At 68.5% G+C, this 26,514-nt stretch carries 21 protein-coding genes; 14 read left to right on the top strand and 7 right to left on the bottom strand.

The window, feature by feature from the left end; all coding sequences use genetic code 11:
- Positions 1-54: 54 nt before the first annotated feature.
- The gene (locus tag EL288_RS06985) at positions 55-1,056 is read right to left on the bottom strand and encodes a LysR family transcriptional regulator (RefSeq protein ID WP_003813523.1); all 1,002 of its coding nucleotides are present in this window, start codon (positions 1,054-1,056) and stop codon (positions 55-57) included.
- A gap of 173 nt (positions 1,057-1,229) precedes the next feature.
- Here EL288_RS06985 and EL288_RS06980 point away from each other — a divergent pair, with 173 nt between their 5' ends.
- From EL288_RS06980 to EL288_RS06945, 8 genes are all read left to right on the top strand, one after another.
- Positions 1,230-1,781, top strand: a complete 552-nt coding sequence (locus tag EL288_RS06980; RefSeq protein WP_003813525.1) for a thiamine pyrophosphate-binding protein — start codon at positions 1,230-1,232, stop codon at positions 1,779-1,781.
- Between the two features lie 12 nt (positions 1,782-1,793).
- Positions 1,794-2,402, top strand: a complete 609-nt coding sequence (locus EL288_RS06975; RefSeq protein WP_003813527.1) for a thiamine pyrophosphate-dependent enzyme — start codon at positions 1,794-1,796, stop codon at positions 2,400-2,402.
- Between the two features lie 26 nt (positions 2,403-2,428).
- Positions 2,429-3,628, top strand: a complete 1,200-nt coding sequence (locus EL288_RS06970) for a pyridoxal phosphate-dependent aminotransferase (protein WP_003813530.1) — start codon at positions 2,429-2,431, stop codon at positions 3,626-3,628.
- Positions 3,625-5,760, top strand: a complete 2,136-nt coding sequence (locus EL288_RS06965; protein WP_033458811.1) for a hydantoinase/oxoprolinase family protein — start codon at positions 3,625-3,627, stop codon at positions 5,758-5,760. The genes EL288_RS06970 and EL288_RS06965 overlap by 4 nt, the downstream gene beginning before the upstream one ends.
- Positions 5,757-7,418 carry a hydantoinase B/oxoprolinase family protein gene (locus EL288_RS06960; RefSeq protein WP_010928929.1) on the top strand — a complete coding sequence of 554 codons (1,662 nt, stop codon included), beginning with the start codon at positions 5,757-5,759 and terminating at the stop codon, positions 7,416-7,418. Before EL288_RS06965 ends, EL288_RS06960 begins: the two co-directional genes overlap by 4 nt.
- 70 nt (positions 7,419-7,488) lie before the next feature.
- A complete protein-coding gene (locus tag EL288_RS06955) occupies positions 7,489-8,469 on the top strand; it encodes a Bug family tripartite tricarboxylate transporter substrate binding protein (protein WP_003813537.1) in 981 nt (326 codons plus the stop codon).
- Positions 8,466-9,323 carry a nitroreductase family protein gene (locus tag EL288_RS06950; protein WP_015065181.1) on the top strand — a complete coding sequence of 286 codons (858 nt, stop codon included), beginning with the start codon at positions 8,466-8,468 and terminating at the stop codon, positions 9,321-9,323. Before EL288_RS06955 ends, EL288_RS06950 begins: the two co-directional genes overlap by 4 nt.
- A 73-nt stretch (positions 9,324-9,396) precedes the next feature.
- On the top strand, positions 9,397-10,767 hold the full coding sequence (locus EL288_RS06945) for an MFS transporter (protein ID WP_003813541.1): 1,371 nt from the start codon (positions 9,397-9,399) through the stop codon (positions 10,765-10,767).
- Between the two features lie 111 nt (positions 10,768-10,878).
- On the opposite strand, the gene EL288_RS06940 is transcribed toward EL288_RS06945, so the two are convergent.
- Positions 10,879-12,501: a sensor domain-containing diguanylate cyclase gene (locus tag EL288_RS06940; RefSeq protein WP_003813543.1), complete on the bottom strand. Its 1,623-nt coding sequence runs from the start codon at positions 12,499-12,501 to the stop codon at positions 10,879-10,881.
- Between the two features lie 135 nt (positions 12,502-12,636).
- Here EL288_RS06940 and EL288_RS06935 point away from each other — a divergent pair, with 135 nt between their 5' ends.
- A complete protein-coding gene (locus EL288_RS06935) occupies positions 12,637-13,491 on the top strand; it encodes a universal stress protein (protein WP_003813546.1) in 855 nt (284 codons plus the stop codon).
- An 8-nt stretch (positions 13,492-13,499) separates the two neighbouring features.
- On the opposite strand, the gene EL288_RS06930 is transcribed toward EL288_RS06935, so the two are convergent.
- The 3 genes from EL288_RS06930 to EL288_RS06920 all read right to left on the bottom strand — a co-directional run bounded on the left by EL288_RS06930 (position 13,500) and on the right by EL288_RS06920 (position 16,152).
- Positions 13,500-13,940: a YidB family protein gene (locus EL288_RS06930; RefSeq protein ID WP_003813548.1), complete on the bottom strand. Its 441-nt coding sequence runs from the start codon at positions 13,938-13,940 to the stop codon at positions 13,500-13,502.
- A gap of 128 nt (positions 13,941-14,068) precedes the next feature.
- Complete coding sequence (locus EL288_RS06925) at positions 14,069-15,298, bottom strand: lytic murein transglycosylase (protein WP_003813550.1); 1,230 nt, start codon at positions 15,296-15,298, stop codon at positions 14,069-14,071.
- A gap of 38 nt (positions 15,299-15,336) precedes the next feature.
- Positions 15,337-16,152 (bottom strand): ferritin-like domain-containing protein, encoded by an 816-nt coding sequence (locus EL288_RS06920; RefSeq protein WP_003813551.1) that lies wholly within the window; start codon positions 16,150-16,152, stop codon positions 15,337-15,339.
- Positions 16,153-16,205: 53 nt separating this feature from the next.
- On the opposite strand from EL288_RS06920, the gene EL288_RS06915 reads away from it, so the two are divergent.
- Positions 16,206-17,357 carry a GNAT family N-acetyltransferase gene (locus tag EL288_RS06915; protein WP_003813554.1) on the top strand — a complete coding sequence of 384 codons (1,152 nt, stop codon included), beginning with the start codon at positions 16,206-16,208 and terminating at the stop codon, positions 17,355-17,357.
- A gap of 168 nt (positions 17,358-17,525) precedes the next feature.
- Here EL288_RS06915 and EL288_RS06910 read toward each other — a convergent pair whose 3' ends face one another.
- Both EL288_RS06910 and EL288_RS06905 read right to left on the bottom strand, forming a co-directional pair.
- Positions 17,526-18,014, bottom strand: a complete 489-nt coding sequence (locus tag EL288_RS06910) for a cyanophycin metabolism-associated DUF1854 family protein (RefSeq protein WP_010928936.1) — start codon at positions 18,012-18,014, stop codon at positions 17,526-17,528.
- Entirely contained in the window at positions 18,011-20,299 is a 2,289-nt protein-coding gene (locus EL288_RS06905; protein ID WP_003813559.1) for a cyanophycin metabolism-associated ABC transporter, read from the bottom strand. Before EL288_RS06905 ends, EL288_RS06910 begins: the two co-directional genes overlap by 4 nt.
- 264 nt (positions 20,300-20,563) lie before the next feature.
- On the opposite strand from EL288_RS06905, the gene cphA (EL288_RS06900) reads away from it, so the two are divergent.
- The 4 genes from cphA (EL288_RS06900) to EL288_RS06885 all read left to right on the top strand — a co-directional run bounded on the left by cphA (EL288_RS06900) (position 20,564) and on the right by EL288_RS06885 (position 26,481).
- A complete protein-coding gene (cphA, locus tag EL288_RS06900; RefSeq protein WP_033447960.1) occupies positions 20,564-23,179 on the top strand; it encodes a cyanophycin synthetase in 2,616 nt (871 codons plus the stop codon).
- A 70-nt stretch (positions 23,180-23,249) separates the two neighbouring features.
- Positions 23,250-25,823 carry a cyanophycin synthetase gene (gene cphA, locus EL288_RS06895; protein WP_033458810.1) on the top strand — a complete coding sequence of 858 codons (2,574 nt, stop codon included), beginning with the start codon at positions 23,250-23,252 and terminating at the stop codon, positions 25,821-25,823.
- A 264-nt stretch (positions 25,824-26,087) separates the two neighbouring features.
- A complete protein-coding gene (locus EL288_RS06890) occupies positions 26,088-26,288 on the top strand; it encodes a CsbD family protein (protein WP_003813568.1) in 201 nt (66 codons plus the stop codon).
- Between the two features lie 31 nt (positions 26,289-26,319).
- On the top strand, positions 26,320-26,481 hold the full coding sequence (locus EL288_RS06885; RefSeq protein WP_003813570.1) for a DUF1328 domain-containing protein: 162 nt from the start codon (positions 26,320-26,322) through the stop codon (positions 26,479-26,481).
- Positions 26,482-26,514: the final 33 nt, after the last annotated feature.

Genomic DNA, 26,514 nt, shown 5'->3' with positions numbered 1-26,514 from the left:
TACTACCTTTGTGAAAGCAGTCTAGCGAAGTTTCCAGCGCGCAGCAAGCGGCCGTTACAAAGTGGGAGAGGATGGGCCGGCGCCGTCTGTCGCGGCCTGGCTGCCCGGGTCGCTCCGGGCGTCGCGCCGCAGCAGCTCCACCCCTTGCGGCAAGGCGATGCGGTCGAACACCTCCAGCAGCGCCTGGAGGATGCGCCGCGCGCTCGTGGACATGTAGCGCAGGCGCCGTGTCACCAGGCAGATCTCGCGCGTCAGCACGGGATCGACCAGCGCGCGGAAATCGAACTCGGGAAACGGGCCGGTCCCGGCCGACAACGCGCCGACGATGGAATACGTGCCCGGCAGCTCCAGCATGGCGTAGAGCGTGGTGCTGCTGGATACCGCGTCGCGCTGCTCGTCGTACAGGCGCGCGGCGGCGGGCAAGGCCGCCAGCATCGCGCCCAGCGCGGTGTCCGGCGTGAACTGCACATAGCCTTCGGCGGCGAGGCTGCTCCAGCGCACCGGCCCCTCGCCCTCCAGGCGAAAGGCCGACGAGCGATACACCACGCCGTACTGGTCGCGCAGCAGCGGAACGTATTCGAGCTCGTCGAACGCGATATGCCTGCTGGTCAGGGCAAAGTCGATTTCCCCATTGAGCACCATGCGTTCGATGCGCGTCGCGTCGGCGTCGCGAACCGTAAAGGTGATATGGGGAAAACTTGCCTTCAGGTGCGGGATGGCCGGCACCAGCAGCGCCTGCACCACGGACGGGGCGCTGGCCACATGGACATGCATGCGGCCGCCCTGGCCGAACGCCTTGAGATCGCGAATGGAGGCGTCGAAGCCATGGACGACCCGCTCGGCTTCCGCCTTGAAGTGGCGGCCGGCGTCGGTCAGCTCCACATGCCGCGTCGTGCGCTCGAACAGCTTCAGCCCCACCGCTTCCTCGAACTGCTGGATCGCGGCGGTCAGCGACGACTGCGACAGGAACATGCGCGAGGCCGCGAGGGTGAACGAACGGGTTTCCACCACTGCCAGGAAGCAGCGCAAGTGCCGCAGCGAAACGCGACGGTCCATACCTCTTTCCCCTCAGGCACTCGGCGAGTGATTTATCGGCTGTGCCGAATAATCTATTCGAAATATTTGTTTGTATCAATTAACCGGCATTCCTAGTATGGCCACTCCAGCACCGATCACGTCCGCAACATGCCCTGCCGGGCACGCGCGGCGCCACACACAGGAGAGCAGGCATGGGGGCAATCGCAGCGCATGAAACCGGCGACACCGCGGCCACCGCGGCATGGGACGAAACCGTCTGGCGCATCCTCAAGAAAGAGGACATCCGGCTGGTGACCTACGTGCCCGACAAGGTGCTCAAGCCGCTGATCGACCGGGTCGAGGCCGACGACCATTTCCAGGTCGTCTGTCCCGCTCGCGAAGAAGAGGCCCTGGGTATCGTCTGCGGCGCGCAGATGGCGGGCATGCGCAGCATCCTCCTGACCCAGACCAGCGGCTTTGCCACCCTGGCCAATGTGCTGGCGTCGCTGCCCGTGCCTTACGAAATCCCGGTGGTGATGGTGATATCGGAGCGCGGCGCGCTGGGCGACCGCCAATTGGTCCAGGTACGGGTATGGCAGACCATGCGCCCGATCCTCGACTCCCTGGGCATTCCGCATCACACCCTCACGCACGCCGACGAGGTCGAGTTCGTGGTCGAGGAAGCCATCAGGCAGGCCTTCGCGACGCGCTCGCCCGCCGCGCTCATTCTTTCCCCCAAATTGACCAAGAAATCCAGCGACTGAGGAGATCCGACGATGCATCCCGCCAGCAATTCCGCGGTCACCCGCGACAGCGCCGCGGTCATGAGCCGCTACGACCTCACCACCCGGCTAGTCGGGCGCCTGGACGACGCAGCCGTCATTGGCGGCATCGGCTCGACCAATCACGATCTCTGGGCCAGCGGCCAACGGCCGCAGAATTTCTACATGCTGGGCAGCATGGGGCTGGCCGTGCCCATTGCGCTGGGCGTAGCCCTGGCGCAACCGTCGCGCAAGGTCATCGCGCTGGAGGGCGACGGCTCCCTGCTGATGCAGCTCGGCACATTGGGAACGGTCGCGGCCTGCCGGCCCGCCAACTTGACCATCATCGTGTTCGACAACGGCGTCTACAACATCACCGGCGGGCAACGCACCCTCACTTCCCACACCATCGACGTGGTCGCGATGGCGCGCGGGGCCGGCTTGCGCAACAGCCACTGGGCGGCCGATCCGGCGCACTTCGACGCGCTCGTCGAACAGGCGCTGCGCGGCGACGGCCCGAGCTTCATCGCCACCCGCACCGACAGGCAGCTGGCGCGGATGTTCAGCGAATTCAACCCCACCAAGATCCGGCAAGGCTTCTCGGCCGGTCTGGGCGTGGCCTGAGCCCTGGCGCGCCGGAGAACCACATCATGCGTTTCGCAGACAGAATGGCAAGGATCGCGCCCTCCCCCAGCTCCATGGCTGGCCAGCGCATGCGCGAACTGCGGGCCGCCGGCCGCGACGTGATCGGGCTGACCGCCGGCGAACCCGACTTCGCCACCCCCGACAACATCCAGCAAGCCGCGCTGCGCGCCATGCGCAACGGCCAGACGAAATACACCGACGTGGGCGGCGTACCGGAGCTCAAGGCCGCCGTGGCCGAGAAATTCCGGCGCGAGAACAGCCTGGCGTACCGCCAGGACCAGATCATCGTGTCGTCGGGCGCCAAGCAGGTGATCTTCAACGCCCTGCTGTGCCTGGTGCAGCGTGGCGACGAAGTCGTCATCCCGGCGCCATACTGGGTTTCCTATCCCGATATGGTGCGCTTTGCCGGCGGCACGCCGGTCGCCGTGGCCTGTGCGCAGCAACATCGCTTCAAGCTGCAGCCCGACGAGCTGGAGCGGGCGATCACGCCACGCACGCGCTGCCTCATCCTGAACTCGCCCAACAACCCCAGCGGCGCGGCGTACGACGAGACCGAACTCAAGGCCCTGGCGCAAGTGCTGCTGCGGCACCCGGACATTTGCGTCATCACGGACGACATCTACGAGCACTTGCTGTACGACGGCCGCCGCTTCGCCACCATCGCCGCCGTGGAGCCGGCGCTGGCCGACCGCGTGCTGACCGTCAACGGCGTCTCGAAGTCGTACGCGATGACGGGCTGGCGCATCGGCTATGCCGGCGGACCAGCGGCCCTGATCGCCAACATGGTCAAGCTGCAGTCGCAAAGCACGTCGTGCCCGAGCGCCGTGAGCCAGGCCGCCGCGATCGAGGCGCTGACCGGCCCGCAGGACATCATCGCGTCGTCCAGAAAGCTGTTCCAGGCGCGGCGCGACCTGCTGGTCCGGCGCATCAACGCCATACCGGGATTGCACTGCGACACGCCGGACGGCGCCTTCTATGTCTTCGCCTCTTGCGCCGGCCTGGCTGGCAAGCGCACGCCGCAGGGGCGCACGATCGACAACGACACCGACCTCGCCCTGCACCTGCTCGACGCCGAGGGCGTGGTCGTCATCCAGGGAGACGCCTATGGCATGCCCGGCTTCTTCCGCCTTTCCATCGCCGCGTCGGAAACCCTGATCGAAGAAGCGCAACGCCGCATCGCGGCCGCCTGCGCCGCGCTGCATTGAAGGCGCGGCATTTCCAGCACGAACGGAGAACTGTCTTGGCTGAATGGTCCATTGGCATTGATATCGGCGGAACGTTTACCGATCTGGTCGCGCTCGACTATGCGGGCGGCAAGCTGCATAGCCTCAAGATGCTGACCACGTACGACGATCCATCCCTGGCGGTCATGGAAGGCGTGCGCCAGTTGATGGCCACGTGCGGCATCGCCGCGTCCGAGGTCGGCCGCGTGGTGCATGCCACCACGCTGTTCACCAATGCCCTGATCAGCCGCGCCGGCGCCAGGACGGGCCTGCTGTGCAACCAAGGCTTCATGGACGCGATAGAGATCGGCAACGAACGCAAGTACGACCTGTACGACCTGGCCATCGACCGCCCCCCGCCACTGGTGCCCCGGGACCTGCGCCGCGAAATTCCAGGCCGGCTCGACGCGCATGGCAACGAGCTCGAACCGCTCGATCGCCAGGCGGTCGTCGCCATGGCGCACAGCCTGGCCGACGCCGGTGCGACCTCCATCGCCGTCTGCCTGTTGCATGCCTACGCATCGCCGCGGCACGAACAACAGGTCCACGCCTGGATCCGGCAAGCCCTGCCCGATGTCAGCCTTACGCTGTCGTCCGAGGTGGCGCCGGTCATCCGCGAATTCGAGCGTGGCTCGACCACGGTCGCCAACGCTTACATCAAGCCGCTGGCGGATCGCTATCTCGCCGCGCTGGAAGACAAGCTGGCCACGCTGGGCTTGCGCAGCGGCGTACTGATGATGCTGTCCAACGGCGGACTCGGCCACCTGCGCCAGGCGCGCCGCAATCCGATCGAACTGCTGGAATCCGGACCTGCCGGCGGGGCGATCGCCGCCGCCCACTACGGCGTCTGCGACCAGCAGCCGGACCTGCTGGCCTTCGACATGGGCGGCACCACCGCCAAGCTGACCCTGGTGGAAGGCGGCGCGCCGTCCATCGCCCACAGTTTCGAAGCGGCGCGGCGCAAACGTTTCGCCGAAGGCAGCGGCCTGCCCATCGGCATCACCACGGTTCACCTGATCGAGATCGGCGCCGGCGGGGGCAGCATCGCGCATCAGGACGAACTGCAACTGCTCAAGGTCGGCCCCTTGAGCGCGGGCTCCGAGCCGGGCCCTGCCTGCTATGCGCTGGGTGGCGAGGCGCCCACGGTCACCGACGCCAACCTGCTGCTGGGATACCTCAACCCCGACTATTTCGCCGGCGGCTCGCTGCGCATCGACAGGGACCGGGCGCACATGGCCGTCCGGACCCTCGCCCGGCAGCTGGACCGGGAAACCGTGGACGTTGCCTGGGGCATCCACGACATCGTGGCCGAGAACATGGCGGGCGCGGCGCGGGTGCACCTGGCCGAATGCGGCCGCGACGCCGGCGATTTCGTGTTGTTGTGCACGGGCGGCGGCGGACCGCTGCACGCCTATTACGTCGCGCAAAAGATCGGCGTGCGGTCCATCATCTGCCCGCCGGCCGCCGGCGTGGCCTCCGCTTACGGCTTGCTGATCGCCCCCGCGCGCGCCGATCGCTCGCGCACCGCCAACTTCCGGCCCGAAACCGGGTCGCTGGCCGACCTGGAACGGGAGTTCGCCGCGCTGGAAGCCCAGGCGCGCGAGCCCCTGGAGCTGGTACAGGACCGCTTCGGCCCCATCGAGATCGCGCGCCACGCCGACGGCCGCTTCATCGGCCAGGCCTTCAATCTGTCGGTCCGGCTACCCGCGGGCCCCTATGACCAGGAAGGCGGCGAGGCTACGGCCACGCGGACCGTACTGGTCGCGGCCTTCAAGCAGGCATACGAACAGAAGTTCGGACGTACGCCGCCCAATGTGCCGGTCGAACTGGTCAACCTGCGCGTGGCGGCCGAAGCGCCGCCGCGCGTGGCATTCGTGCCCGAGCCGCTGGCTGGCGGCGCGCCCCCCGAACCCAAAGCATGGCGACAGGTGTTCTTCAAGGAGGCCGACGACTTCGTGCGCACGCCGGTCTATGACCGCGCGGCGCTCACGCCAGGCTTTCGCGCCGCCGGACCGGCGCTGGTCGAGGATGCCGGCTCGACCCTGGTGGTGGGGCCGAAAGGCGCCTTGCTGCAACTGGCCAGCGGCAATATCCGCATCACGATCGAGGAGTGAGCATCATGAAAACCGCAGACCGGCCCCATGCCATGAACAGGCGCCAGGACGCCATCTTCCTGGAAGTATTCTGGGCGCGCGTGCGTTCGATCGCGGACGAAGCGGCCAAGCTGATCGTACGGACCTCGTTCTCCACGCTTTCGACCGAAGCCAACGACTTCACCGTGGTGGTGACCGACTCCGCGGGACGCTGCCTGACCGAAAACTCGGGCAGCATCCCGGCCTTCATCGGCACCCTGCCCGCGACAGTGCAGGCCGTGATCGCCAAGTACCCGCACCACACTTTGCGCCCGGGCGACGTGTTCATCACCAACGACCCGTGGATCGGCACGGGGCACCTGAACGACGTCTGCCTGGTCAAGCCGGTGTTCCACCTGGGCAAGGTGGTGGCGTTCGCCGCCACCGCGGGCCACGTGCCGGACATCGGCGGGCGCTTTCGCTCCGTCAATGCCCACGAATTGTTCGAAGAAGGCCTGCAGATACCCGTCATTCGCCTGCTCGACCAGGGCGCACCCAATGAGGCGATCCTGGACATGATACGAACCAACGTGCGCACCCCCGACCAGACCGCGGGCGATATCTGGTCGCAAGCCAGCGCGGTCGAACTCGTGGCGCGTCGGCTTGGCGAAGTACTGGTGGAGTACGCGCTGCCGGGGGTCGACGATATTGCCGAGGCGCTGTTCGAACGCGGCGACCGGGCGCTGCGCAAGGCAATCTCGGCGTTGCCGGACGGGCAGTACCGGTATGCGATGCAGACCGACGGATTCGAACAGCGGCTGGACCTGGCCGTCACGGTACGTATCGAAGGCGATGCCATCACCTGCGACTTCACCGGCACATCGCCGCAGCAGCCGCGGGCCATCAACTGTCCGCTCGGATACACCACCGCCATGGCGGTCTACGCCATCAAATGCCTGCTGGTCCCGGACATTCCCAACAGCGACGGCATGCTGCGCGCGATCCGTGTAGAGGCGCCGGAGCACTCCCTGCTCAACCCGGCGCGCCCCGCGGCGGTCGGCGGCCGGGCATCCACCGGGCATTACCTGCCGGTACTGATCTTCGGCGCCATGCACGCGGTCCTGCCCGAGCGGGTCATGGCCGGCGCCGGCTCGCCGCTGTGGAGCGCCAACATCAGCGGCACCGGCGCCGATGGCCTGCCGATGGCGACGGTGCTGTTCTTCAACGGCGGCATGGGCGCGACCTGCGGCAAGGACGGCGCGGCGGTCATGTCGTGGCCCAGCAATATCTCGCCCACGCCGGTCGAAGTCGCCGAACGCGACATACCGCTCTTTTTCCGCTACAAGCGCCTGCGCGTCGACTCCGGCGGCCCGGGGCAATGGCGCGGCGGCCTGGGCGAGGAGGTCTGCATGGTCAGCCGTCACGACAGGCCCCTGTCGGTGGTCTTTCTCGCCGAGCGCACACGCGAGCCGGCGCCGGGCCTCGGCGGCGGCCAGGCCGGCGTGCCCGGCGCGGTATGGATCAACGGTGTGGCGGTCGATGTCCGCGAGCGGCACCTCCTCAACCCGGGCGACGAACTGGTCATGCGCACGCCCGGCGGAGGCGGCTTCGGACCGCCCGGCCAGCGCGACCCCGCGCTGGCGGATCACGACTACCGGCTGGGCTACAGTGCTGCGCCGGGCACCGCGCGCCAATCCTGAACACAACGGCCGGGCACGCCTGGCCGCGTTGCATTTCGAGCCACACAACGGACATCCAAGGAGGTGCAGCATGAGAAGGCAGATCCTGTTACCCGCGCTGGCGATCGCCGGCGCCATGATCGGCGCGGCGGCGTCGGCGCAGCCCCGGGTGGAAACGAACAAGCCCATCAGCATCGTCGTGCCGTTTTCGCCAGGGGGCTCGACCGACGCCATGGCGCGCATCCTGCGCGAAGGCATGGCCAAGGCGCTCAACGAACAAGTCATCGTCGTCAACCAGCCAGGCGCCAGCGGCTCGGTCGCGGCGGCTGCGATCAAGCGAGCCGAACCCGACGGCAAGCATCTGTTCCTCGGCACGATCGCCGCCCTGTCCATCTACCCCGTGCTCTATGCGTCGCGCATCGAGTACGACCCGCTCAAGGATTTCACCCCTGTCATGCTGGTGGCCACCATGCCGCTGGTCGTGGTTGTGCCCGGCAACTCGCCGTTCAAGACCTTGCAGGAACTGACGGCCTATCTCAAGAAGAACGGCGAGCAGGCCAACTACGCCTCGGCCGGCAACGGAAGCTCGCCCCATCTGGGCGCGGAGCTGTACAAGACCATGGCGCACGTGAACGCCGTCCACGTGCCGTACAAGGGAGGCAACCCCGCCCTGCTGGGCCTGGCAAGCGGCGAGACGACCTTCATGGTCGCGGTCGCGCCCGAGGTCAAGCCCTTCATCGAAGCGGGCAAGCTGCGCGCGCTGGCTGTCACCACCCAACAGCGTATCGCCGAACTGCCGGACATTCCCACCGTCAGCGAATCGGGCCTGCCCGGCTATGAGATCACGTCCTGGTACGCTTTCGTGGTGCGGGCCGGCACGCCCCCCGCCACCGTGGCCAGGCTGCACGACGCGCTGGCCACCGCCTTGAAGGACAACAATGCCGTCAACACGCTCAAGGGCATGGGTTTCCTGATCGAAGGCGGCGCCCCGGACCAATTGCATGCGCTGATGAAATCGGAACTGGCCAAGTGGCGGCAGGTGGTGGACACGGCACGGATCTCCGCCAAATGAAGCGGCCCGTCCCGCACCCGTCCACGGGGCGCCTGCACGAACACCTGGACCGGCGCTACGGCGGCGCGGCCGCGCCGCCGCTGACGCTTGCCCATGCGGCGGGCTCGGATATGCTGTCCCTGCTGTTGTCGCATCGCAGCGTGCGCGCCTACGCCGACACACCGCTGGACGATGCCGTGCTCACGGCGCTCACGGCGGCCGCCCAATCCGCCGCCACGTCGTCCAACCTGCAGGCATGGAGCCTGGTGGCCGTTACCGACCCGGCGCGCAAGGCCAGGCTGGCCGAATTGGCGGGGTCCCAGCCGCACGTCGTCCAATGCCCGCTGTTTCTCGTCTGGCTCGCCGACCTGTCGCGCCTGGCGCGCGTGGCGGCCGGCCGGAACGCCCCGGCCGCGGCACTGCCTTTTCTTGAGCTCTACACGCTCGCCCTGGTCGACGCGGCGCTGGCGGCGCAGAACGCGGTCGTCGCCGCCGAAGCGCTCGGCCTGGGCACGGTGTTCATCGGCGGCCTGCGCAATCGGCCGGAACGGGTCAGCGCCGAACTCGGTCTGCCCGCGCAGTGCTTTGCCGCCTTCGGCCTGTGCGTGGGCTACCCCGATCCGTCGCGGCCAGCATCCATCAAACCCCGCCTGCCGCCGCCGGCTGTCCTGCACCGGGACCAGTACGCCACCAGTTCGGAAGCCGATCTGCTCGAACGGTACGACGAACGGCTCGCGGCATTCCAGGCCGCCCAGGGGCTGCCCGCGCCGGGCTGGACGCCGCAGGTCGCGCGCCGCGTCGCCGGGGCGCGCAGCCTGGCCGGACGGGACCGGCTCAGGCAGGCCCTGGGCAATCTCGGCTTCCAGCTGGAATGACCCGCGCCGCCGGCTGGGCGAAACGGAATCGGAATTACTTTATGATTCCAGCAAAACAGCCGGACACCCTAGCTTGAAGAACTTGGCCCAGCAGTCTGTGGAAGAAAACGGCCTGAGCGGCCCGCGCCAGCAGCGGGCCCTCGTTACCGTGACGCTGGGCGTCACGATAGCGGTCATGGACGGTGTCATCGCCAATACCGCCCTGCCGCTCATCGCCCAGGACCTGGCGGCGCCCGCCGCGACCTCGATCTGGATCGTCAACGCCTACCAGATCGCCCTGTTCATGGCGCTGCTGCCCCTGGCGGTGCTGGGCGAGTCGTTGGGGTACCGGCGCGTCTACCTCGTCGGCCTGTACGTGTTCACCGGCGCCTCGCTCATGAGCGCGCTGGCCGGCAGCCTGACCGCGCTGGTGCTGGCGCGAGTGATGCAGGGCCTGGGCACCGCCGGCATTCTCAGCGTCAATCTGGCGTTGATCCGCTATATCGTGCCGCGCGAGCGCCTGGGACGCGCGATCGGCATGAACGCCACGGTGGCGGCCATCGCTTCGACGGCCGGCCCGGTTCTGGCCAGCGTGGTGCTGTCCATCGGCAGTTGGCCCTGGCTGTTCGCCATCGGCGTGCCGGCGGGCATCGCCGCCATCCTCACCGGTTCGCGATCCCTGCCCGAAAGCCATCGCCGCGAAGGCAGCTACGACTGGCGCAGCGCCATCCTGAGCGCCACGGCGTTCGGCCTGGCGCTGCTTGCCGTGGTCACCTTCTCCCATCGCCTGCCCGCCTTGCTGGTGCTGGGCCTGCTGGGGATGGCGATCGCCACGGGGTGGTTCCTGGTGCGGCGCCAGCGCGCCGTGGAAGCCCCGCTGCTGCCCCTGGACCTGCTGCGCAAGGCGGCGTTCAGTCTTTCGCTGTGCACGTCGATCTGCTCGTTCGCGGCGCAGACGCTGGCCTACGTCGGACTGCCGTTCTACTACCAGCTGGTATTGGGTTTCAATGCCGTCGATACCGGCATCCTGCTGGCCCCCTGGCCGCTGGCGCTGGCCGCCATCGCGAGCAGTTCGGGCAGATTGGCCGACCGCTGGGGCGCCGCGGTACTGGGCTCGATCGGCATGGCGCTGCTGGCCGCGGGACTGCTGCTTCTGGCCGCGCTGCCACGCGAACCGGCCATCACCGACGTCCTGCTGCGCATGGCCATCTGCGGCGCCGGCTTCGGCCTGTTCCAGCCGGCCAACAACCGCGCGATCATGGGCGCGGCCCCGCCTTCGCGCAGCGGCGCGGCCAGCGGCATGCTGGGCACGGCGCGCCTGCTGGGCCAGGCGGCGGGCGCCGCCCTGGTGGCTTATCTGCTGGGCCGTGCCGGCCCGCAAGGCGCCGTGCAATGCCTGTACGCGGGTGCGGCGTGCGCGGGAGTGGCCGGCGTAATCAGCCTGGCGCGGCTGAGGCGCCGCTAGGCCGGCGCGCCCATGATCAGGGCAACGCCGGGCAGCGGCATGTCGGCGCCAGTCCGGCGATGCATGCTCACGCTCCTTGCTGTCCGCGCTGCAAAGTAGCGGCGCATTCGGTCAGGAACGCAGGTCCTGGCTTGGTTCCGAGCCGGCAGCGGCGTCCGTCAAACTTGCAGGAAGAGGCATGCCGACGCGATACAGATGCGTGCGGTTGCGCCCGCCCGCCTTGGCGGCGTACAGGGCTTCATCGGCGCAGCGCATGACAGCCTCCAGCGAGGCGCCATGCGCGGGATAACAGGCCACGCCGATCGACACGGTGTAGGACACGCCGGCCTCGGTGGGCGCGGCCTCGATCGAACGGCGTATGCGCTCGGCCAGCTGGGGCGCCTGCGGCACGTCCACGTCCGGCAGCAACACGGCGAATTCTTCGCCGCCCAGGCGCGCCAGGACATCCTTGGTACGCGCGCTGGAGCGCAGGATCCCGGCCAATGACTGGATCACCTCGTCGCCGGCGGCATGGCCGTGGGTGTCGTTGATGATCTTGAAGCGGTCGATATCCAGGGCCAGCACCGTCATCGCGCCGTCCTGCCATGGGGTATTGCGCAGGTACTCCTCCAGGCCCCGGCGGTTGAGCAGGCCGGTCAGCGGGTCGGTCAGGCTGTCCTGGCGCAATTGCTCGAACTTGGTGCCAATCTTGCGGCGCACTGCCATGAGCGCGTTCTTGATCTGCAAGGCTTCGCGATACCAGGCGCGCACACTGAGCGCGCCATCGGCGGCGCGCGGGTTATCCAGCTCGGCGGCCGCCCGCGCCAGCTGCGACAATGGCCGCGAAATGCGGTCGGCCAGCCACCACACGCACAACACGCCCAGGGCCACCCATATGGCCAGCGCATAGACCGTGCGGCGCACCAGCAATTGGGTGGCGGCCACCACGCTGCTTACCGGCCGCTGGGCCACCACGCCCCAGCCGGTGGCGGGCACCACGGCATAGCCGGCCAGCATTTCGGTGCCCAGGGTGTTGACGAAGCGCTGGGCGCCGCCGCGGCCGGCACGCACTTCGGCAAGCAGCGGGTTGCTTGTCTGGCTCTCGCCGATGCGGGTGGCCTGCGGGTGGTACAGCAGCACGCCCTGGCGGTCGACGGCGTACTGGTAGCTGCCGTTGCGGTGGTCGCGCTCGCCCAGCAGCGATTTCAGCGCGTTGCCCTCATGCAGGTAGAACAGCCCGGACAGCACGCCGGCAAAGGCGCCGTCCGGCCCGAAGACCGGCTGGGACATGGCGATCAGCCAGCGCCCGGTGGGCGCGATGAACGGGTCGGAAATCAGGGCGCCGCGATGTTCCAGCGCCTGGCGCATCTCGGCCGAGACAACCGGCCGCCCGACGATATTGCCGGCATGCGGGGCAACCGCCCGGAACACGCCGTTGGCATCCACATAGGTAACGGCATTGAAGCGATTGGTCTGCGCCTGCAGGCGCTCGACCTCCTGGGCGATGACGCGGCTGTCGGGCCGTTCGCCGATCTTCTGGGCGCCATAGGCCAGATCGCGCATGGCGTTGGCCAGCAGGTCATCGGCCGCCAGCGCCAGCTTGCGCGCATAGACACGGTTGTCCTCCAGCGTGGAAGACAGCAGGATGTCGCGCTGCACCACCGCGCTGGCATAGAGCGTCCCGGCCAGGGCCAGCAACAATGACAGCATGCTCAGGCCCAGGATCAGGCGGCGCAGATCGAGTTGGCGCATCATCGGGGAACGTAACAGGCAAAAGCGCCATCTTATCCTTATCCGACCCCGTCACGGTTGCAGTTTGGAGGCGAAGGCGGGATAGTATGGTAAGCCGGGCAGCGCGCACGACGAACCGGCAAACTCCGGGAGATGGTCATGAAGAACGTCATAGCCTGCATCAGCAGTCCCAGGCGCGTGCAGAGCATTTGCGACTATGCGATCTGGGCCGTGCGCCGGCTCGGCAGCGAACTGGAGCTCCTGCACGTCGTCGAGCGCGAACAGGATGCGGTGCCCATCGCGGACCTCAGCGGCGGGATCTGGATGGGGGCCCAGGAAACCCTGCTCAAGGAACTGGCCGAGCTCGACGAGCGCCGCCAGCAGCTTGCCCAGGAGCAGGGGCGCCAGCTCTTGCAGGCAGCCACCGAGCGGGCGCGCGAGGCCGGCATACAAGGGCTGGCCGGGCTGGCCCGCCAGGGCTACCTGGTCGATGTGCTGCTGGAGCTCGAAGACGACGCGCGCCTGTTCGTGATGGGCCAGCACGACCGGCCCACCAAGCCGTCACGCCTGCTGCCCGACCAGCACCTGGAAGCGGCGGTGCGCGCGCTGCACCGGCCCGTCCTGGTGGCCGGTCCCAGTTTCGTCACGCCGACCCGCTTCCTGGTTGCCTTCGATGGCAGCGCCACCTCCCGCAAGACCGTGGAAATGGTCAGCCGCAGCCCGCTGCTGCAAGGCATGCAGGCCCATGTCCTGACCGCCGGATCGGACGCCGGCGAAGCGCGCCAGGCGCTGCAATGGGCGCGCGAACAACTGGCCCAGGGCGGTTTCGACGCCATCACGCACCATGCTGCCGAGCGGCCGGCCGATGCGCTGGCGGCCTACGCCGGGCAGCACGGCATCGATATGCTGGTCATGGGCGCCTACGGGCATTCGCGCATCCGCCAGCTGGTGCTGGGCAGCACCACCACGGAAATCCTGAGCCGGGTCTCGCTGGCGGTGCTGATCCTGCGCTAGGCGGCGCGTCAGCCGCGCTTGCCGTCGAGCAGCCCCGACAGCGACGCCAGCAGGCTGCCGGCATCGAAGGATTGGCCCGACTCGGCCTGGCCGCCCGGCGTGGCGGTATCCACCAGGCCCGGCAGCAAGCGGCTCAGGTTGGCCAGCACGTCGCCGCGGTCCTGGCCGGACTGCTGCGCCATCTGGTCGACCATGCCCGGCTCCAGCACCGAGTCCAGCTGCGCCGGCGTCACGGGCTGGTTGGGCCCGGCGCTCACCCACGAGGCGATCACCTCGCCCAGGCCGCCTTGCTGGAAGCGCTGGATCAAGGCCGTCAGGCCGCCGGGGTAATTGTTCAATTGCGCGACCAGGATGGGCAGCAACGCTGCCATGCCGCCGTTGGCCGAGCGCTCGTCGCCGCCACCCAGGGCGCCGCCGGCGATCGACGTGAGAGAATCGAGAAGACCCATGACAGGCTCCCAAGAGAAAGAAGGGGAAGCCAGTCTAGCGCATCCGTCCTACGCGGCCGTGCCCGCGCGGCGCGGAAATTGCAACCATTTCCGCGCCACCCTTGGCGGCGCGCCGAACCCGGCCGGCGCTACGGCGTGCGCAGGGCCTTGAGCGTCTTCTGGCCGGCGCGCCCGTCGGCCGGCAGGCCCAGCTGGCCCTGCACGGTCTGCAGCGCCTGGCGCGTACGCGCGCCGATCACGCCATCCGGCTTGCCGATATCGAATCCGCGGGCAAGCAGCAGCTCCTGCAATTCGCGGCGTTCGGCGCGCGACAGGCCGGGATCGTCGGTGGGCCAGGCGCGCGCGAACGGCAAGTCGCCGCGCAGGCGGTCCGACAAATGGGCAATGGCCAGCGCGTAGCTCTCGGCCGCGTTGTACGAATACAGCGCATCGAAATTGCGCAACACCAGGAACACCGGACCTTGCGCCCCGGCCGGCGCCAGCAGCGCCGCGGGCGCATCGCCCGCCGGCAGCGCGCCGCCGTCCACGCGCTTGATGCCGCGCGCCTGCCAGGCGCTCATCGGCTGCTTGTTGCGGCGTCCGGTGCCGGCCAGGTCCATGCCGGCCGGCAGCTTGACCTCGAAGCCCCAGGGCTGCCCGGTTTGCCAGCCGGCGCGGCGCAGGAAGTTCGCGGTGGAGCCCAGGGCGTCGGGCACGCTGTCGACCAGGTCGCGCCGCCCGTCGCCATCGAAGTCGACCGCCAGGCGCAGGTAGGTCGACGGCATGAACTGCGTCTGGCCGAAGGCGCCGGCCCACGAACCGGCCAGGCGCTCGGGCTGCATGTGCTCGTCCTGGATGATCTTGAGGGTGGCGAAGAATTCGCCTCGGAAATAGCTTTGCCGGCGCCCGAAGCACGACAGCGTCGAAAGCGACGTCAGCAAAGGGCGTCCGCCCAGGTTCTTGCCGAAATTGCTTTCGACTCCCCAGACGGCCACCACGGTCGCGGGGTCGACGCCATATTCGGCCTGCGCCCGCGCCAGTACGTCGGCATGCCGGGCCAGGGCCTGGCGGCCGTCCTCGATGCGTTCCTCGTCGACCAGGCCCGCCATGTAGTCCCAGATGGGCGTCTTGAATTCGGGCTGCGCGTCCAGGAAGCCCAGCACGTCCATGTCCGGCGCCAGCGACGCGGTCTGCGCGTCGTAGGTGGCTGCCTGTACGCCGCTCTTGATGGCGTCGCCGCGCAACTGCTTCAGGCAGGCGCGATACGCATCGAGGTCGGCGGGGGTGGCGGCGGCGGGCGCGGCCAGCGCGGGGGTGGCCGCCGCGGCGAAGGCCGTGGCGCACAACAGGCGTAGGTAGGCTTTTTTCATGTGCACCATTCTAATTCGGGCGGCCGCCCGCAGACATGCCCGCGCCGTTACGCCTGCAACAAGGCCCGCAGTTCGTCCTCGTCGAAACCGGCCGCGCGGCGGGCCTCGAGGTTGAACGGGCCACGCAGGCGCGGCGCCCCGTACCGGGAAGCGAGCTGCGCGTACTGCGCCACCGGATCGAGGCCGCGCTGCGCGCACAACGCCTTGTACCAGTGGTTACCGATGGCCACATGGCCGATCTCGTCGCGCAGGATGATCTCCAGAATGGCGGCGCCATCGGCGTCGCCGGCCGCGGCCAGCTTGTCGCGGATCAGCGGCGAGGCATCCAGGCCGCGCGCCTCCAGCGTGCGCGGCACCAGCGCCAGGCGGGCCAGCAGGTCGGCGCGCGTTTTCTCGGCCATCTCCCACAGGCCATTGTGGGCCGGAAAGTCGCCATAGGCATGGCCCAACCCGGACAGATGACGGTTGAGCAGGTCGAAGTGATAGGCCTCCTCGCGCGCCACCTTCAGCCAGTCGAGATAGTAGGCGTCCGGCAGGCCGCCGTAGCGCCACACGGCATCCAGCGCCAGGTTGATGGCGTTGAACTCGATATGCGCCAGGGCGTGCAGCAAGGCGGCGCGCCCTTCGGGCGATTGCACCGAGCGCTGCCGCACCTGGGACGGCGGCACCAGCTGCGGGGCGGGCGGCCGCCCCGGCAGGCCGGCCGGCTCGGCGAGGTCCTGTTGCGCGCCCACCGGCGCGCCAGCGTCGATGGCCGCCACGGCCGCCAGCTTGTCGGCCCAGGCAGGCGTCATCAGGGCGTCCAGCGCCTGGGCGCGCAGACTGGCTCCGGCGCCAGGCACTGCTATGCTTGCTGCTTCCATTGTCTTCTCGTTGCGAAAGGCATGCCGGGCCTGTGGCGCCGCGGCATGGCCACATGGCGACTTTATCATTGGCCATGCCCTCCTCTGTCGAACTCTCGGTGCAAGCCGGCCTGGACCACTTCGATGCGGCCCAATGGGATGCGCTGGCCGGCCCGCAGCCGTTCGTGCGCCATGCCTTCCTGCGGGCGCTGCACGATACCGGATGCGCCAGTCCAGGCACCGGCTGGACGCCCTGCTTCCTGGCCCTGCGCCGCGCGGGCCTGCTGGCCGGCGCGGTGCCGCTCTATGCCAAAAGCCACTCGCGCGGCGAGTATGTGTTCGACTATGCCTGGGCCGACGCCTACGCGCGCAACGGCCTGCCCTACTACCCCAAGCTGCTGTCGGCCGTGCCGTTCACGCCGGTCGGCGGGGCGCGCCTGCTGGCGCACACGCATGCCGACCGGCTGCTGCTGGCGCGTGGCCTGATCCAGCTGGCCCGGCAGTTCGAGGTATCGTCGCTGCATGTCCTGTTCCCGAGCGATGACGACCTGCTCGCCCTGCGCGAGGCCGGCTACCTGATCCGCGCCGGCGTGCAATTCCACTGGCGCAACGCGGGCTATGCCGGATTCGACGACTTCCTGGCCGCGTTCAGCCACGACAAGCGCAAGAAAATCCGCCAGGACCGCAAGAAGGTCGCCGCCGAACGCGTTTCGTTTCGCTGGCTGCGCGGCGCCGACATCGATGCCGCGGCGCTGGATTTCTTCTACCAGTGCTATCGCCACACCTACCTGGCGCACGGCAACCCGCCCTATCTGAACCTGGAGTTCTTCCGGCGGCTGCATGCCGAGATGCCGGACGCGCTGGTGCTGATCCTGGCCGAACAGGACGGGCAGCCGGTGGCGGCGGCGCTGAACCTGCAGGCCGACGGCGTGCTGTACGGCCGCTACTGGGGCGCCCGGCGCTACATCCCCGGCCTGCATTTCGAAACCTGCTACCTGCAGTCCATCGAATACTGCATCGCGCACGGCCTGGCCAGCTTCGAAGGCGGCGCGCAGGGCGAACACAAGATGGCGCGCGGCCTGCTGCCCACGCCGACCTGGTCGGCCCACTGGATCGCCGACACGCGCTTTGCCGCGGCCATCGACGATTTCCTCGGCCACGAAACCCACGCTATCGACGAATATCGCGACGAACTGGCCACCCACAGCCCGTTTCGAAAAACCTGACACAACCTTCCGGTGCCTGTCCCCGCATGGGGACTGGCACCGGCAAACTTCCCAGGTGCCTGTCCCCGCATGGCGCCTGGCACCGGCAAACTTCCCAGGTGCCTGTCCCCGCTGGGACAGGCACCTGGGTACCTGGGCCCTGGGCACCTGGGCACCCGGGCCCCTGCGCTACAGGAACCGATCCAGCAGCTTGCGGCTATGGCGGTCCAGCGCCAGCGCATCGCGGATCAGGAAGAAAATTCCGTGCATGTCGGTGATCAGCAGGGTATGGCCGGCCAGCCGGCGGATGTCTTCTTCGCCGCGCAATACGAAGGTGGCGTTGCCGCGGTCGGTCTCGACCTGCCAGGACGATGGCGTGGCGAATGTGGACACCGAGACAATGCGCCGGATCTCGGGCATGAATTCGCGGCTGGCCAGCTCTGCTTCGACCAGTTGCCGCTGCGCGGGCGGCAACTGCGCCACGTCGTCCAGCCAGGCCAGCTCATGCCCGTCGGCGCTGACCAAAGACAGGCCGCTGGCCGGAGCGCTGATCGGAAACGCGCGCACCGGCACCACGCCTTCATGTGCCCGGCCGTCGGCGCCGGTGAAAACCAGCCGGCCGGCCTGGTTGCGATGCAGCTGGAATGCGCAGTGGTTCATGGCGGGCTGCGCTCTCATGCGATGGCGGCGATGGCGTCGCTGCCGTCGTCGCCGCCTTCGGCCTGGCGCGTCTGTTGCGCCTGGTACAGCCGATAGTAGGCGCCTTCGCGCGCCATCAAGGCCTCGTGCGCGCCCTCCTCGACGATCTGCCCGCGGTCCAGCACGACCAGCCGGTCGGCCCGCCGCAGCGTGCTGAGGCGATGCGCGATGGCGATGGTGGTGCGCCCGCGCACGAGGTTGTCGAGCGCCTTCTGGATTTCCTTCTCGGTCGTGGTGTCCACCGACGAGGTCGCCTCGTCCATGATGAGAATGCGCGGGTCGATCAGCAGCGCCCGGGCAATGGAGATGCGTTGGCGCTCGCCGCCGGACAGCGCCTGGCCGCGTTCGCCCACCAGCGAGTCATAGCCATGCGGCAGACGCAGGATGAACTCATGGGCATGCGCGGCGCGCGCGGCGGCGATGATCTCCGCGCGCGTGGCGTCCGGCTTGCCGTACGAGATGTTGTCGGCGATGGTGCCGAAGAAGAGGAAAGGCTCCTGCAGCACCAGCCCGATGTTGCGCCGGTAATCGGCGATGCGCAGCGAGCGGATGTCCACGCCGTCGACCAGCACCGCGCCTTCCGATACGTCGTAGAAGCGGCAGATCAGGTTGATCAGGGTGCTCTTGCCCGAGCCGCTATGCCCGACCAGGCCTATCATTTCGCCCGGCGCGATCGACAGGTCCAGCCCGCGTATCACCGAACGGTTGCCGTAGCGGAACCCTACGTCGCGCAGCTCGATGTGGCCGTTCACGCGCGGCAGGTGCACCGGCTTGTGCGGCTCGGGCACGCTGGAGACGTGGTCGAGAATGTCGAAAATGCGCTTGGCGCCGGCGGCCGCCTTCTGCGTCACCGACACGATGCGGCTCATCGAATCCAGGCGCGTGTAAAAGCGGCCGATATACGCCAGGAACGCCGCCAGCACGCCAACCGTGATGTGCTTCTGCGACACCTGCCAGATGCCAAAGATCCACACGATGAGCAAGCCGATCTCCGTCAGCAGCGTCACCGTCGGCGAGAACAGCGACCACACGGTATTGACGCGGTCGTTGACCTCCAGGTTGCGGTTGTTGGCTTCGCGAAAGCGCTGCACTTCGCGCCGCTCCTGGGCAAACGCCTTGACCACGCGGATGCCCGGTATGGTGTCTGCCAGCACATTGGTGATCTCCGACCAGATCCGATCGACCTTCTCGAAACCGTGGCGCAGCCGGTCGCGCACCACGTGGATCATCCACATGATGAACGGCAGCGGCACCAGGGTGGCCAACGCCAGCCACGGGTTGATCGACACCAGGATCGCGGCGGTCATGGCGATCATCAGCACGTCGGTGGCGAAGTCCAGCAGATGCAGCGACAGGAATACGCAGATGCGATCGGTTTCGCTGCCGATGCGCGCCATCAGGTCGCCGGTCCGCTTGCCGCCGAAGTACTCCAGCGAAAGCTGCTGCAAATGTTCGTAGGTGGTGGTGCGCAGATCCGCCCCGATGCGTTCGCTGACCCAGGCCAGGATATAGGTACGCGCCCAGCCCAACCCCCAGGCCAGCACCGCCGAGGCCAGCAGGCCGGCCAGGTACAGCCTGACTTTGGCGTAGTCGATGGGCGCACCGTTCTGGAACGGAATCAGTACGTCGTCCATCAGCGGCATGGTCAGGTAGGGCGGAACCAGCGTAGCGGCGGTACCCAGCAGCGTCAGCAGGAATCCGGCCAGCAGCGCGCCGCGATAGGGCCGCGCGAACCGCCACAGCCGCAACAGCGCCCAGGTCGCCGGCGGGGCGGCGGGCTCCTGGCTGCACTCCGGACAGTCTTCCCGGTCGGCGGGGATCGGCGCCTGGCAGGTCGGGCATGGCCGGGGGGATTCGCCAGCCGTCGGGGCCGCGCCGGCCAGGCGCAGGGCCTGGAGACTCTCGAACTGTTCCAGCAGGCGCAGGGCCGCCGGATTGCGGCCCAGGGTGAACCGCCAGCTTGCCAGGCGCCGCGCGCCGGCATCGAGCTCCAGGCTGGCGGCGCCGGCGTGGTCGTGCAGGGCCAGGCGCAGATCAGGGGAATACGGCCAGCTGGACCACTCGCGGCGGCCCGGCGCGCAGGCCAGGATGCGCCGGTCGGTTGCCAACACCATTCCCGTCTCGAAGCGCAGCCGCGCGTCGAGATCGGTTTCCAGCCAGGCCAGCACGGTTTCGCCTGCGTCAAGATGCGAATGAATCGCATCCCTCCACTCGGCCGGCACCTCGCGCCGGCCCGCGCCAGCTAGATTTTGTGGTTTTTTCATTAGAACGCGTTTCGAGCCACGGCCCGGCCCAAAAAGGCGATTCTCCGGCTTGCGGCCTCGGACCTGAAGCCTGTCCGTTCCTTACAACAGCGCGAGTTTATATGGGCAAAAAGGCGGCGTATAGTAGCAGCCGATTTTCACAATTTCCATACTTAGGAATTCTTCCGCCCATCCACGTGTTGGCACTTCCCAACCGGCCCTTCGCCCCTCGACTTTGCACGGGGTGACTTCGGCCTGCCAATGCGCAATCACTCCTCCATAACCATGAAAAAGAAAGACATTGAATTTCTCGATGTCGTGACTTTGCGCGGCCCCAACATCTGGACGTACCGTCCGGTGCTGGAAGCGTGGGTGGACATCGGCGAATTGGAGGATTTCCCCTCCAACACGATACCCGGCTTCTACGAGCGCCTGTCCGGCTGGCTGCCCACGCTGATCGAGCACCGCTGCAGCCCCGGCGTGCGCGGCGGCTTCCTGCAGCGCCTGCGCGAAGGGACCTGGCCGGGCCACATCCTCGAGCACGTCACGCTCGAACTGCAGAACCTGGCCGGCCTGCCGGGCGGGTTTGGCAAGGCGCGCGAAACCTCGCGGCGCGGCGTCTACAAGGTGGTGGTGCGCGCCTGGCACGAACAGGTCACGCGCGCCGCCTTGCAGGAGGGACGCGACCTCGTGATGGCGGCCATCGAGGATCGCCCGTTCGACGTGCCGGCGGCCGTCGCGCGGCTGCGCGCCCTGGTCGACTCGCTGTGCCTGGGGCCCAGCACCGCCTGCATCGTGGACGCGGCCGACGACCGCGACATTCCCTATATCCGGCTGTTCGAGGGCAACCTGGTGCAGTTCGGCTACGGATCGCGGCAACGCCGCATCTGGACCGCCGAAACAGACCGCACCAGCGCCATCGCCGAAGGCATATCGCGCGACAAGGACCTGACCAAGGAACTGCTGTCGACCTGCGGCGTGCCGGTCCCCGAGGGACGGCTGGTGCAAAGCGCGGTCGACGCCTGGGAGGCCGCGCAGGACATCGGCCTGCCGGTGGTCGTCAAGCCCTACGACGGCAACCATGGACGCGGCGTCTTCACCAACCTGCTGACGCGCGACGAAATCGAATCGGCCTATGCCGTGGCGGTGGATGAAGGCAGCGGCGTCATCGTCGAGCGCTTCATCACCGGCAACGAACACCGCCTGCTGGTGGTGGGAGACCGCATGGTGGCGGCGGCGGCGGGCGAACCCGCCTGGGTCACCGGCGACGGCGTATCCACCATCGAAGACCTGATCGGCAGCCAGATCAATACCGACCCGCGGCGCGGCCGCACCGAAAACCATCCGCTCAATCCGGTGCGGCTGGACTCGGCCGCGCGCCTGGAGATCGCCCGCCAGGGCATGACGGCCACCAGCGTGCCCGCCGCGGGCCGCAATGTGCTGATCCAGCGCAGCGGCAACGTGGCGTTCGACGTCACCGACCGCGTGCATCCCAGCGTGGCGGCCACGGTGGCGCTGGCCGCCCGCGTGGTCGGCCTGGACGTCGCCGGCGTCGACCTCGTCACCGACGACATCTCGCGTCCGCTGGACCAAACGCGCGGCGCCATCGTCGAAGTCAACGCCGGGCCGGGGCTGCTCATGCACCTGAAGCCGGCCGACGGCCCGCCGCGCCCGGTGGGCCGCGCCATCGTCGACCACCTGTTCCCGGCCGACGACGACGGCCGCATCCCCATCGTGGGCGTGACCGGCACCAACGGCAAGACCGTGGTCGCGCGCCTGGTGGCGCGCCTGCTGCACCTGTCCGGCAAGCAGACCGGCCTGGCCTGCAGCGAAGGCCTGTACCTGAACAAGCGCCTGGTGCAGAAAGGCGACTGCGCCAATTGGGCCGCGGGGCGGCGCGTGCTGATGAACCGCTCGGTCGATGCGGCGGTGATCGAGAACGACAGCGGCGTCATCCTGGGCCAGGGGCTGGCCTATGACCGCTGCCTGGTCGGCGTGGTCACCAACATCGACGACGGCGACCACCTGGGCGATTTCGATATCAACGAAACCGACCGCCTGGTCGACGTGTTCCGCACCCAGATCGACGTCGTGCTGCCCGGCGGCGCTGCCGTGCTCAATGCCCGCGACCCGCGCGTGGTCCGCATGGCCGAGCTGTGCGACGGCGAGGTGCTGTATTTCGGCCTGGACCCCGCCCTGCCGACGCTGGCCGCCCACCTGGCCGACGGCAGGCGCGCCGTCTACCTGCGCGCCGGACGCATCGTGCTGGCGCGTGGCCGCGACGAAGAAGCCTTGGCCGACATCGCCGCGGTTCCGCTGACGCACGGCGGCCGCGTCGCGTTCCAGATCGAGAACGTGCTGGCCGCGGTCGCGGCCGCCTGGGCGCTGGACATTCCGGTCGAGCTGATACGCGCCGGCATCGAAACCTTCGACATCGACCAGGCCGACGCGCCGTGGCAGTTCACGCTGTTCGAGCGCAACGGCGCCTGCGTGGTGGTCGACGACGTGCACAACCCCTCGGCGCTGCGCGCGCTGCTGGCCGCCATCGAACAATTCCCCGCCAGGCGGCGCGCCGCCGTGTACTCGGCCGGCGCCGACCGCAACGACGATGCCCTGGTCGAACAGGGCCGCCTGCTGGGCACGGCGTTCGACCAGGTCGTGCTCTACGACGACGCCACGGTTGCCAGCAAGCGTCCCGCCGGGCAGGCGCGCGGCCTGCTGCGGCAGGGGTTGCGGCAATCGGCGCGCGCCACCGCCATTGCCGACGAGGCCGACCACGCGCGCGCCATCGCCCGCGTGCTCGACGACCTGCGCGAGGGCGACTTCGCGCTGCTGCAATCCGATGAGGCATTCTCCGGCCCCACCATAGACCTGGTGCGGCGCTGGATAGAACAAGGCTGAACCCGCGACTGCGCCCCTCTTGCCGCGCCGCCCGAACGGCGGCGCTTCTTCGACGACAGGAATCCCTGCCATGGAAGTTTCCCGAATCCGCGCCCTGCGCGGCCCCAATCTCTGGAGCCGCAACACCGCCATCGAGGCCATCGCCGCCTGCTCCGATGCCGAATGCGCGATCAACGGCATGCCGGACTTCGAGGCGCGCCTGCGCGCCCGGTTCCCGCAATTGGGCGTGCTGCAGCCGGAAGGCCAGCGCGACGCCATCTCGATGGCCCACGTGCTGCAGGCGACCGCGCTCGGCCTGCAGGCGCATGCGGGCTGCCCGGTCACCTTCGGACGCACGTCCCCCACCATCGAACCCGGCGTGTTCCAGGTCGTGGTCGAGTACAGCGAGGAAGACGTCGGACGGCTGGCGTTCGAACTGGCCGAAGCCCTCATCCGCTCGGCCCAGGACGACACGCCTTTCGACCTGCCCCAGGCCCTGCAACGCCTGCGCGACCTCGACGAGGACACCCGCCTGGGCCCGAGCACCGGCTCCATCGTCAACGCCGCCGTGGCGCGCAGTATCCCCTACCACCGGCTGACCCAGGGCAGCATGGTGCAATTCGGCTGGGGCAGCAAACAGCGCCGCATCCAGGCCGCCGAAACCGACATGACCAGCGCGATCTCGGAGTCGATCGCCCAGGACAAGGACCTGACCAAGATGCTGCTGGACGCCGCGGGCGTCCCGGTGCCGATGGGCAGCTCGGTCGACAGCGCCGCGGCGGCCTGGCAGGCCGCGCAGGCGCTCGGCGGCCCCGTCGTGGTCAAGCCCCGCGACGGCAGCCAGGGCCGCGGCGTGGCGGTCAATATCGAGACGCGCGACCGTATCGAAAGCGCCTTCGAGGCCGCTGCCGAAATCAGCTCGGAGGTCATCGTCGAACGCTACATTCCCGGCCATGACTTCCGTCTGCTGGTGGTGGGCAATACCCTGGTGGCGGCGGCGCGCCGCGATCCGCCGCAGGTCACCGGCGACGGCACGCACACCATCGCCGAGCTGGTGGCCCAGGTCAATGCGGACCCGCTGCGCGGCGATGGCCATGCCACGTCGCTGACCAAGATCCGCTTCGACGACATCGCCATCGCCACCCTGCGCAAGCAGGGCTACGAGGCCGACTCCGTCGCAGCGGCGGGCGCCCTGGTCGTGCTGCGCAACAACGCCAATCTCAGTACCGGCGGCGCGGCCACCGACGTCACCGACGAAGTCCATCCCGAACTCGCCGCGCGCGCCGTCACGGCCGCGCGCATGATAGGCCTGGATATCTGTGGCGTCGACGTCGTCGCCGAGACCGTGCACCTGCCGCTGGAGGACCAGCACGGCGGCGTGGTCGAGGTCAACGCGGCGCCCGGCCTGCGCATGCACCTGAACCCCTCGTTCGGCAAGGGCCGCGCGGTGGGCGAAGCCATCATCTCCCACATGTTCGCCGAGCGCGACGACGGCCGCATTCCGGTCGTGGCGGTGGCCGGCACCAATGGCAAGACCACCACGGTGCGCCTGACGGCGCATATCCTGGGCTGCGCGGGCCACCGCGTCGGCATGACCAACTCGGACGGCGTCTATGTGGGCAAGCAGCGCATCGACACCGGCGACTGCAGCGGCCCGCGCAGCGCCCGCCGCCTGCTGCTGCATCCCGACGTGGATGCCGCGGTGCTGGAGACCGCGCGCGGCGGCGTGCTGCGCGAGGGCCTGGCCTTCGATCGCTGCAACGTCGCCATCGTCACCAACATCGGCATGGGCGACCACCTCGGGCTGGGCTATATCAGCACCGTCGAGGACCTGGCGGTCGTCAAGCGCGTGATCGTGCAATACGTGCAGCCTGACGGCATGGCCGTGCTCAACGCCGCCGATCCCATGGTGGCCGAGATGGCCAGCGCCTGCCCTGGCTCGATCACGTATTTCGCCGAAGACCGCAACCATCCCGTCATGGCCACCCATCGCGCCCAGGGCCATCGCGTGGTCTATCGCGACGGCGACAGTCTCGTCGCCGCGCAAGGCGGCGCCGAAGTCGCCTTCGCACTGGCGGACATTCCGCTGACGCGCGGCGGCGCGATCGCCTTCCAGGTGGAGAACACCATGGCGGCGCTGGCGGCGGCCTGGGCGCTGGGCATCGACTGGGACACCATCCGGCACGCGCTGGCCATCTTCGTCAACGACGCGCAAACGGCCCCGGGACGCTTCAACGTCTTCGATTTCCGCGGCGCGACCCTGATCGCCGATTATGGCCACAACCCCGACGCCATCCAGGCGCTGGTGCGGGCCATCGACACCATGCCGGCGCGCCGCCGCAGCGTGGTCATCAGCGGCGCGGGCGATCGGCGCGACGAAGACTTGCGCCAGCAGACAGAGATCCTGGGCGGCGCCTTCGACGACGTGATCCTGTACCAGGACCAATGCCAGCGCGGCCGCGCCGACGGCGAAGTGGTGGCCTTGCTGCGCCAGGGCCTGCAACAGGCGCCGCGCACGCGCCACATCGACGAAATCCAGGGCGAGTTCGTCGCCATCGACGCCGCACTGCAGCGGCTGGCCCCTGGCGACCTCTGCCTGATCCTGGTGGACCAGGTGGAAGAAGCCCTGGCCCACATCGCCAGCCGCGTCGCCGGGCAGCCATGACAAGCGCGGTTACCTGAGCCCGTCAAAGCGGCTCAATTCTTTGCTCAAATGTAACTAAGGCCGGCGCAAGCCGGCCTTTTTTTCCCTGCGCAAAATGCATCGCCAGCCACGCCGGACCATTTACATTTCCCCACACGCCGGTTTGACACCGCCACCGCCCCCTCTTACGGTAGAACCGTACGCTGATCAGTGTCCACACTCACTCGCGGCAAGGCATTCGGCAGGCACGGATCCCGCGCCGCAACGACCTAGAAGAGGACAACCATGAACAACGATATTGTTGCAGGCAAGTGGAAGCAATTGACGGGCAAGGCCAAGGCGGCCTGGGGCGAGCTGACCGACGACGAGCTCACTCGCACCGAAGGCAATGCCGAACGGCTGGCTGGCCTGATCCAGGAGCGTTACGGCAAGACCAAGGAACAGGCCCAACGGGAGGTGCGCGAGTTCTTCGACCGCAATCCCTGACTGACTGCTTCGTGACTCAAGGAGAAACATCATGCTGCACTACGCGGTCGTGTTTTTCGTCATTGCCATCATTGCAGCCGTACTGGGCTTCGGCGGCATCGCCGCCGGCGCGGCCGGCATCGCCAAGATCCTGTTCTTCGTGTTCCTGGTGCTGGCGCTGCTGTCCATCCTGGGCGGCGTCTTCAGGAAATGACGGGCTGCGCCAGTACCCGCTCCTGATCCTGGG

This window comes from Bordetella bronchiseptica, assembly GCF_900636925.1.
Classification (GTDB): domain Bacteria; phylum Pseudomonadota; class Gammaproteobacteria; order Burkholderiales; family Burkholderiaceae_B; genus Bordetella; species Bordetella pertussis.
Note: the sequence above shows the minus strand (reverse complement) of the source record. Positions and strands in the feature narration are given on the sequence as shown.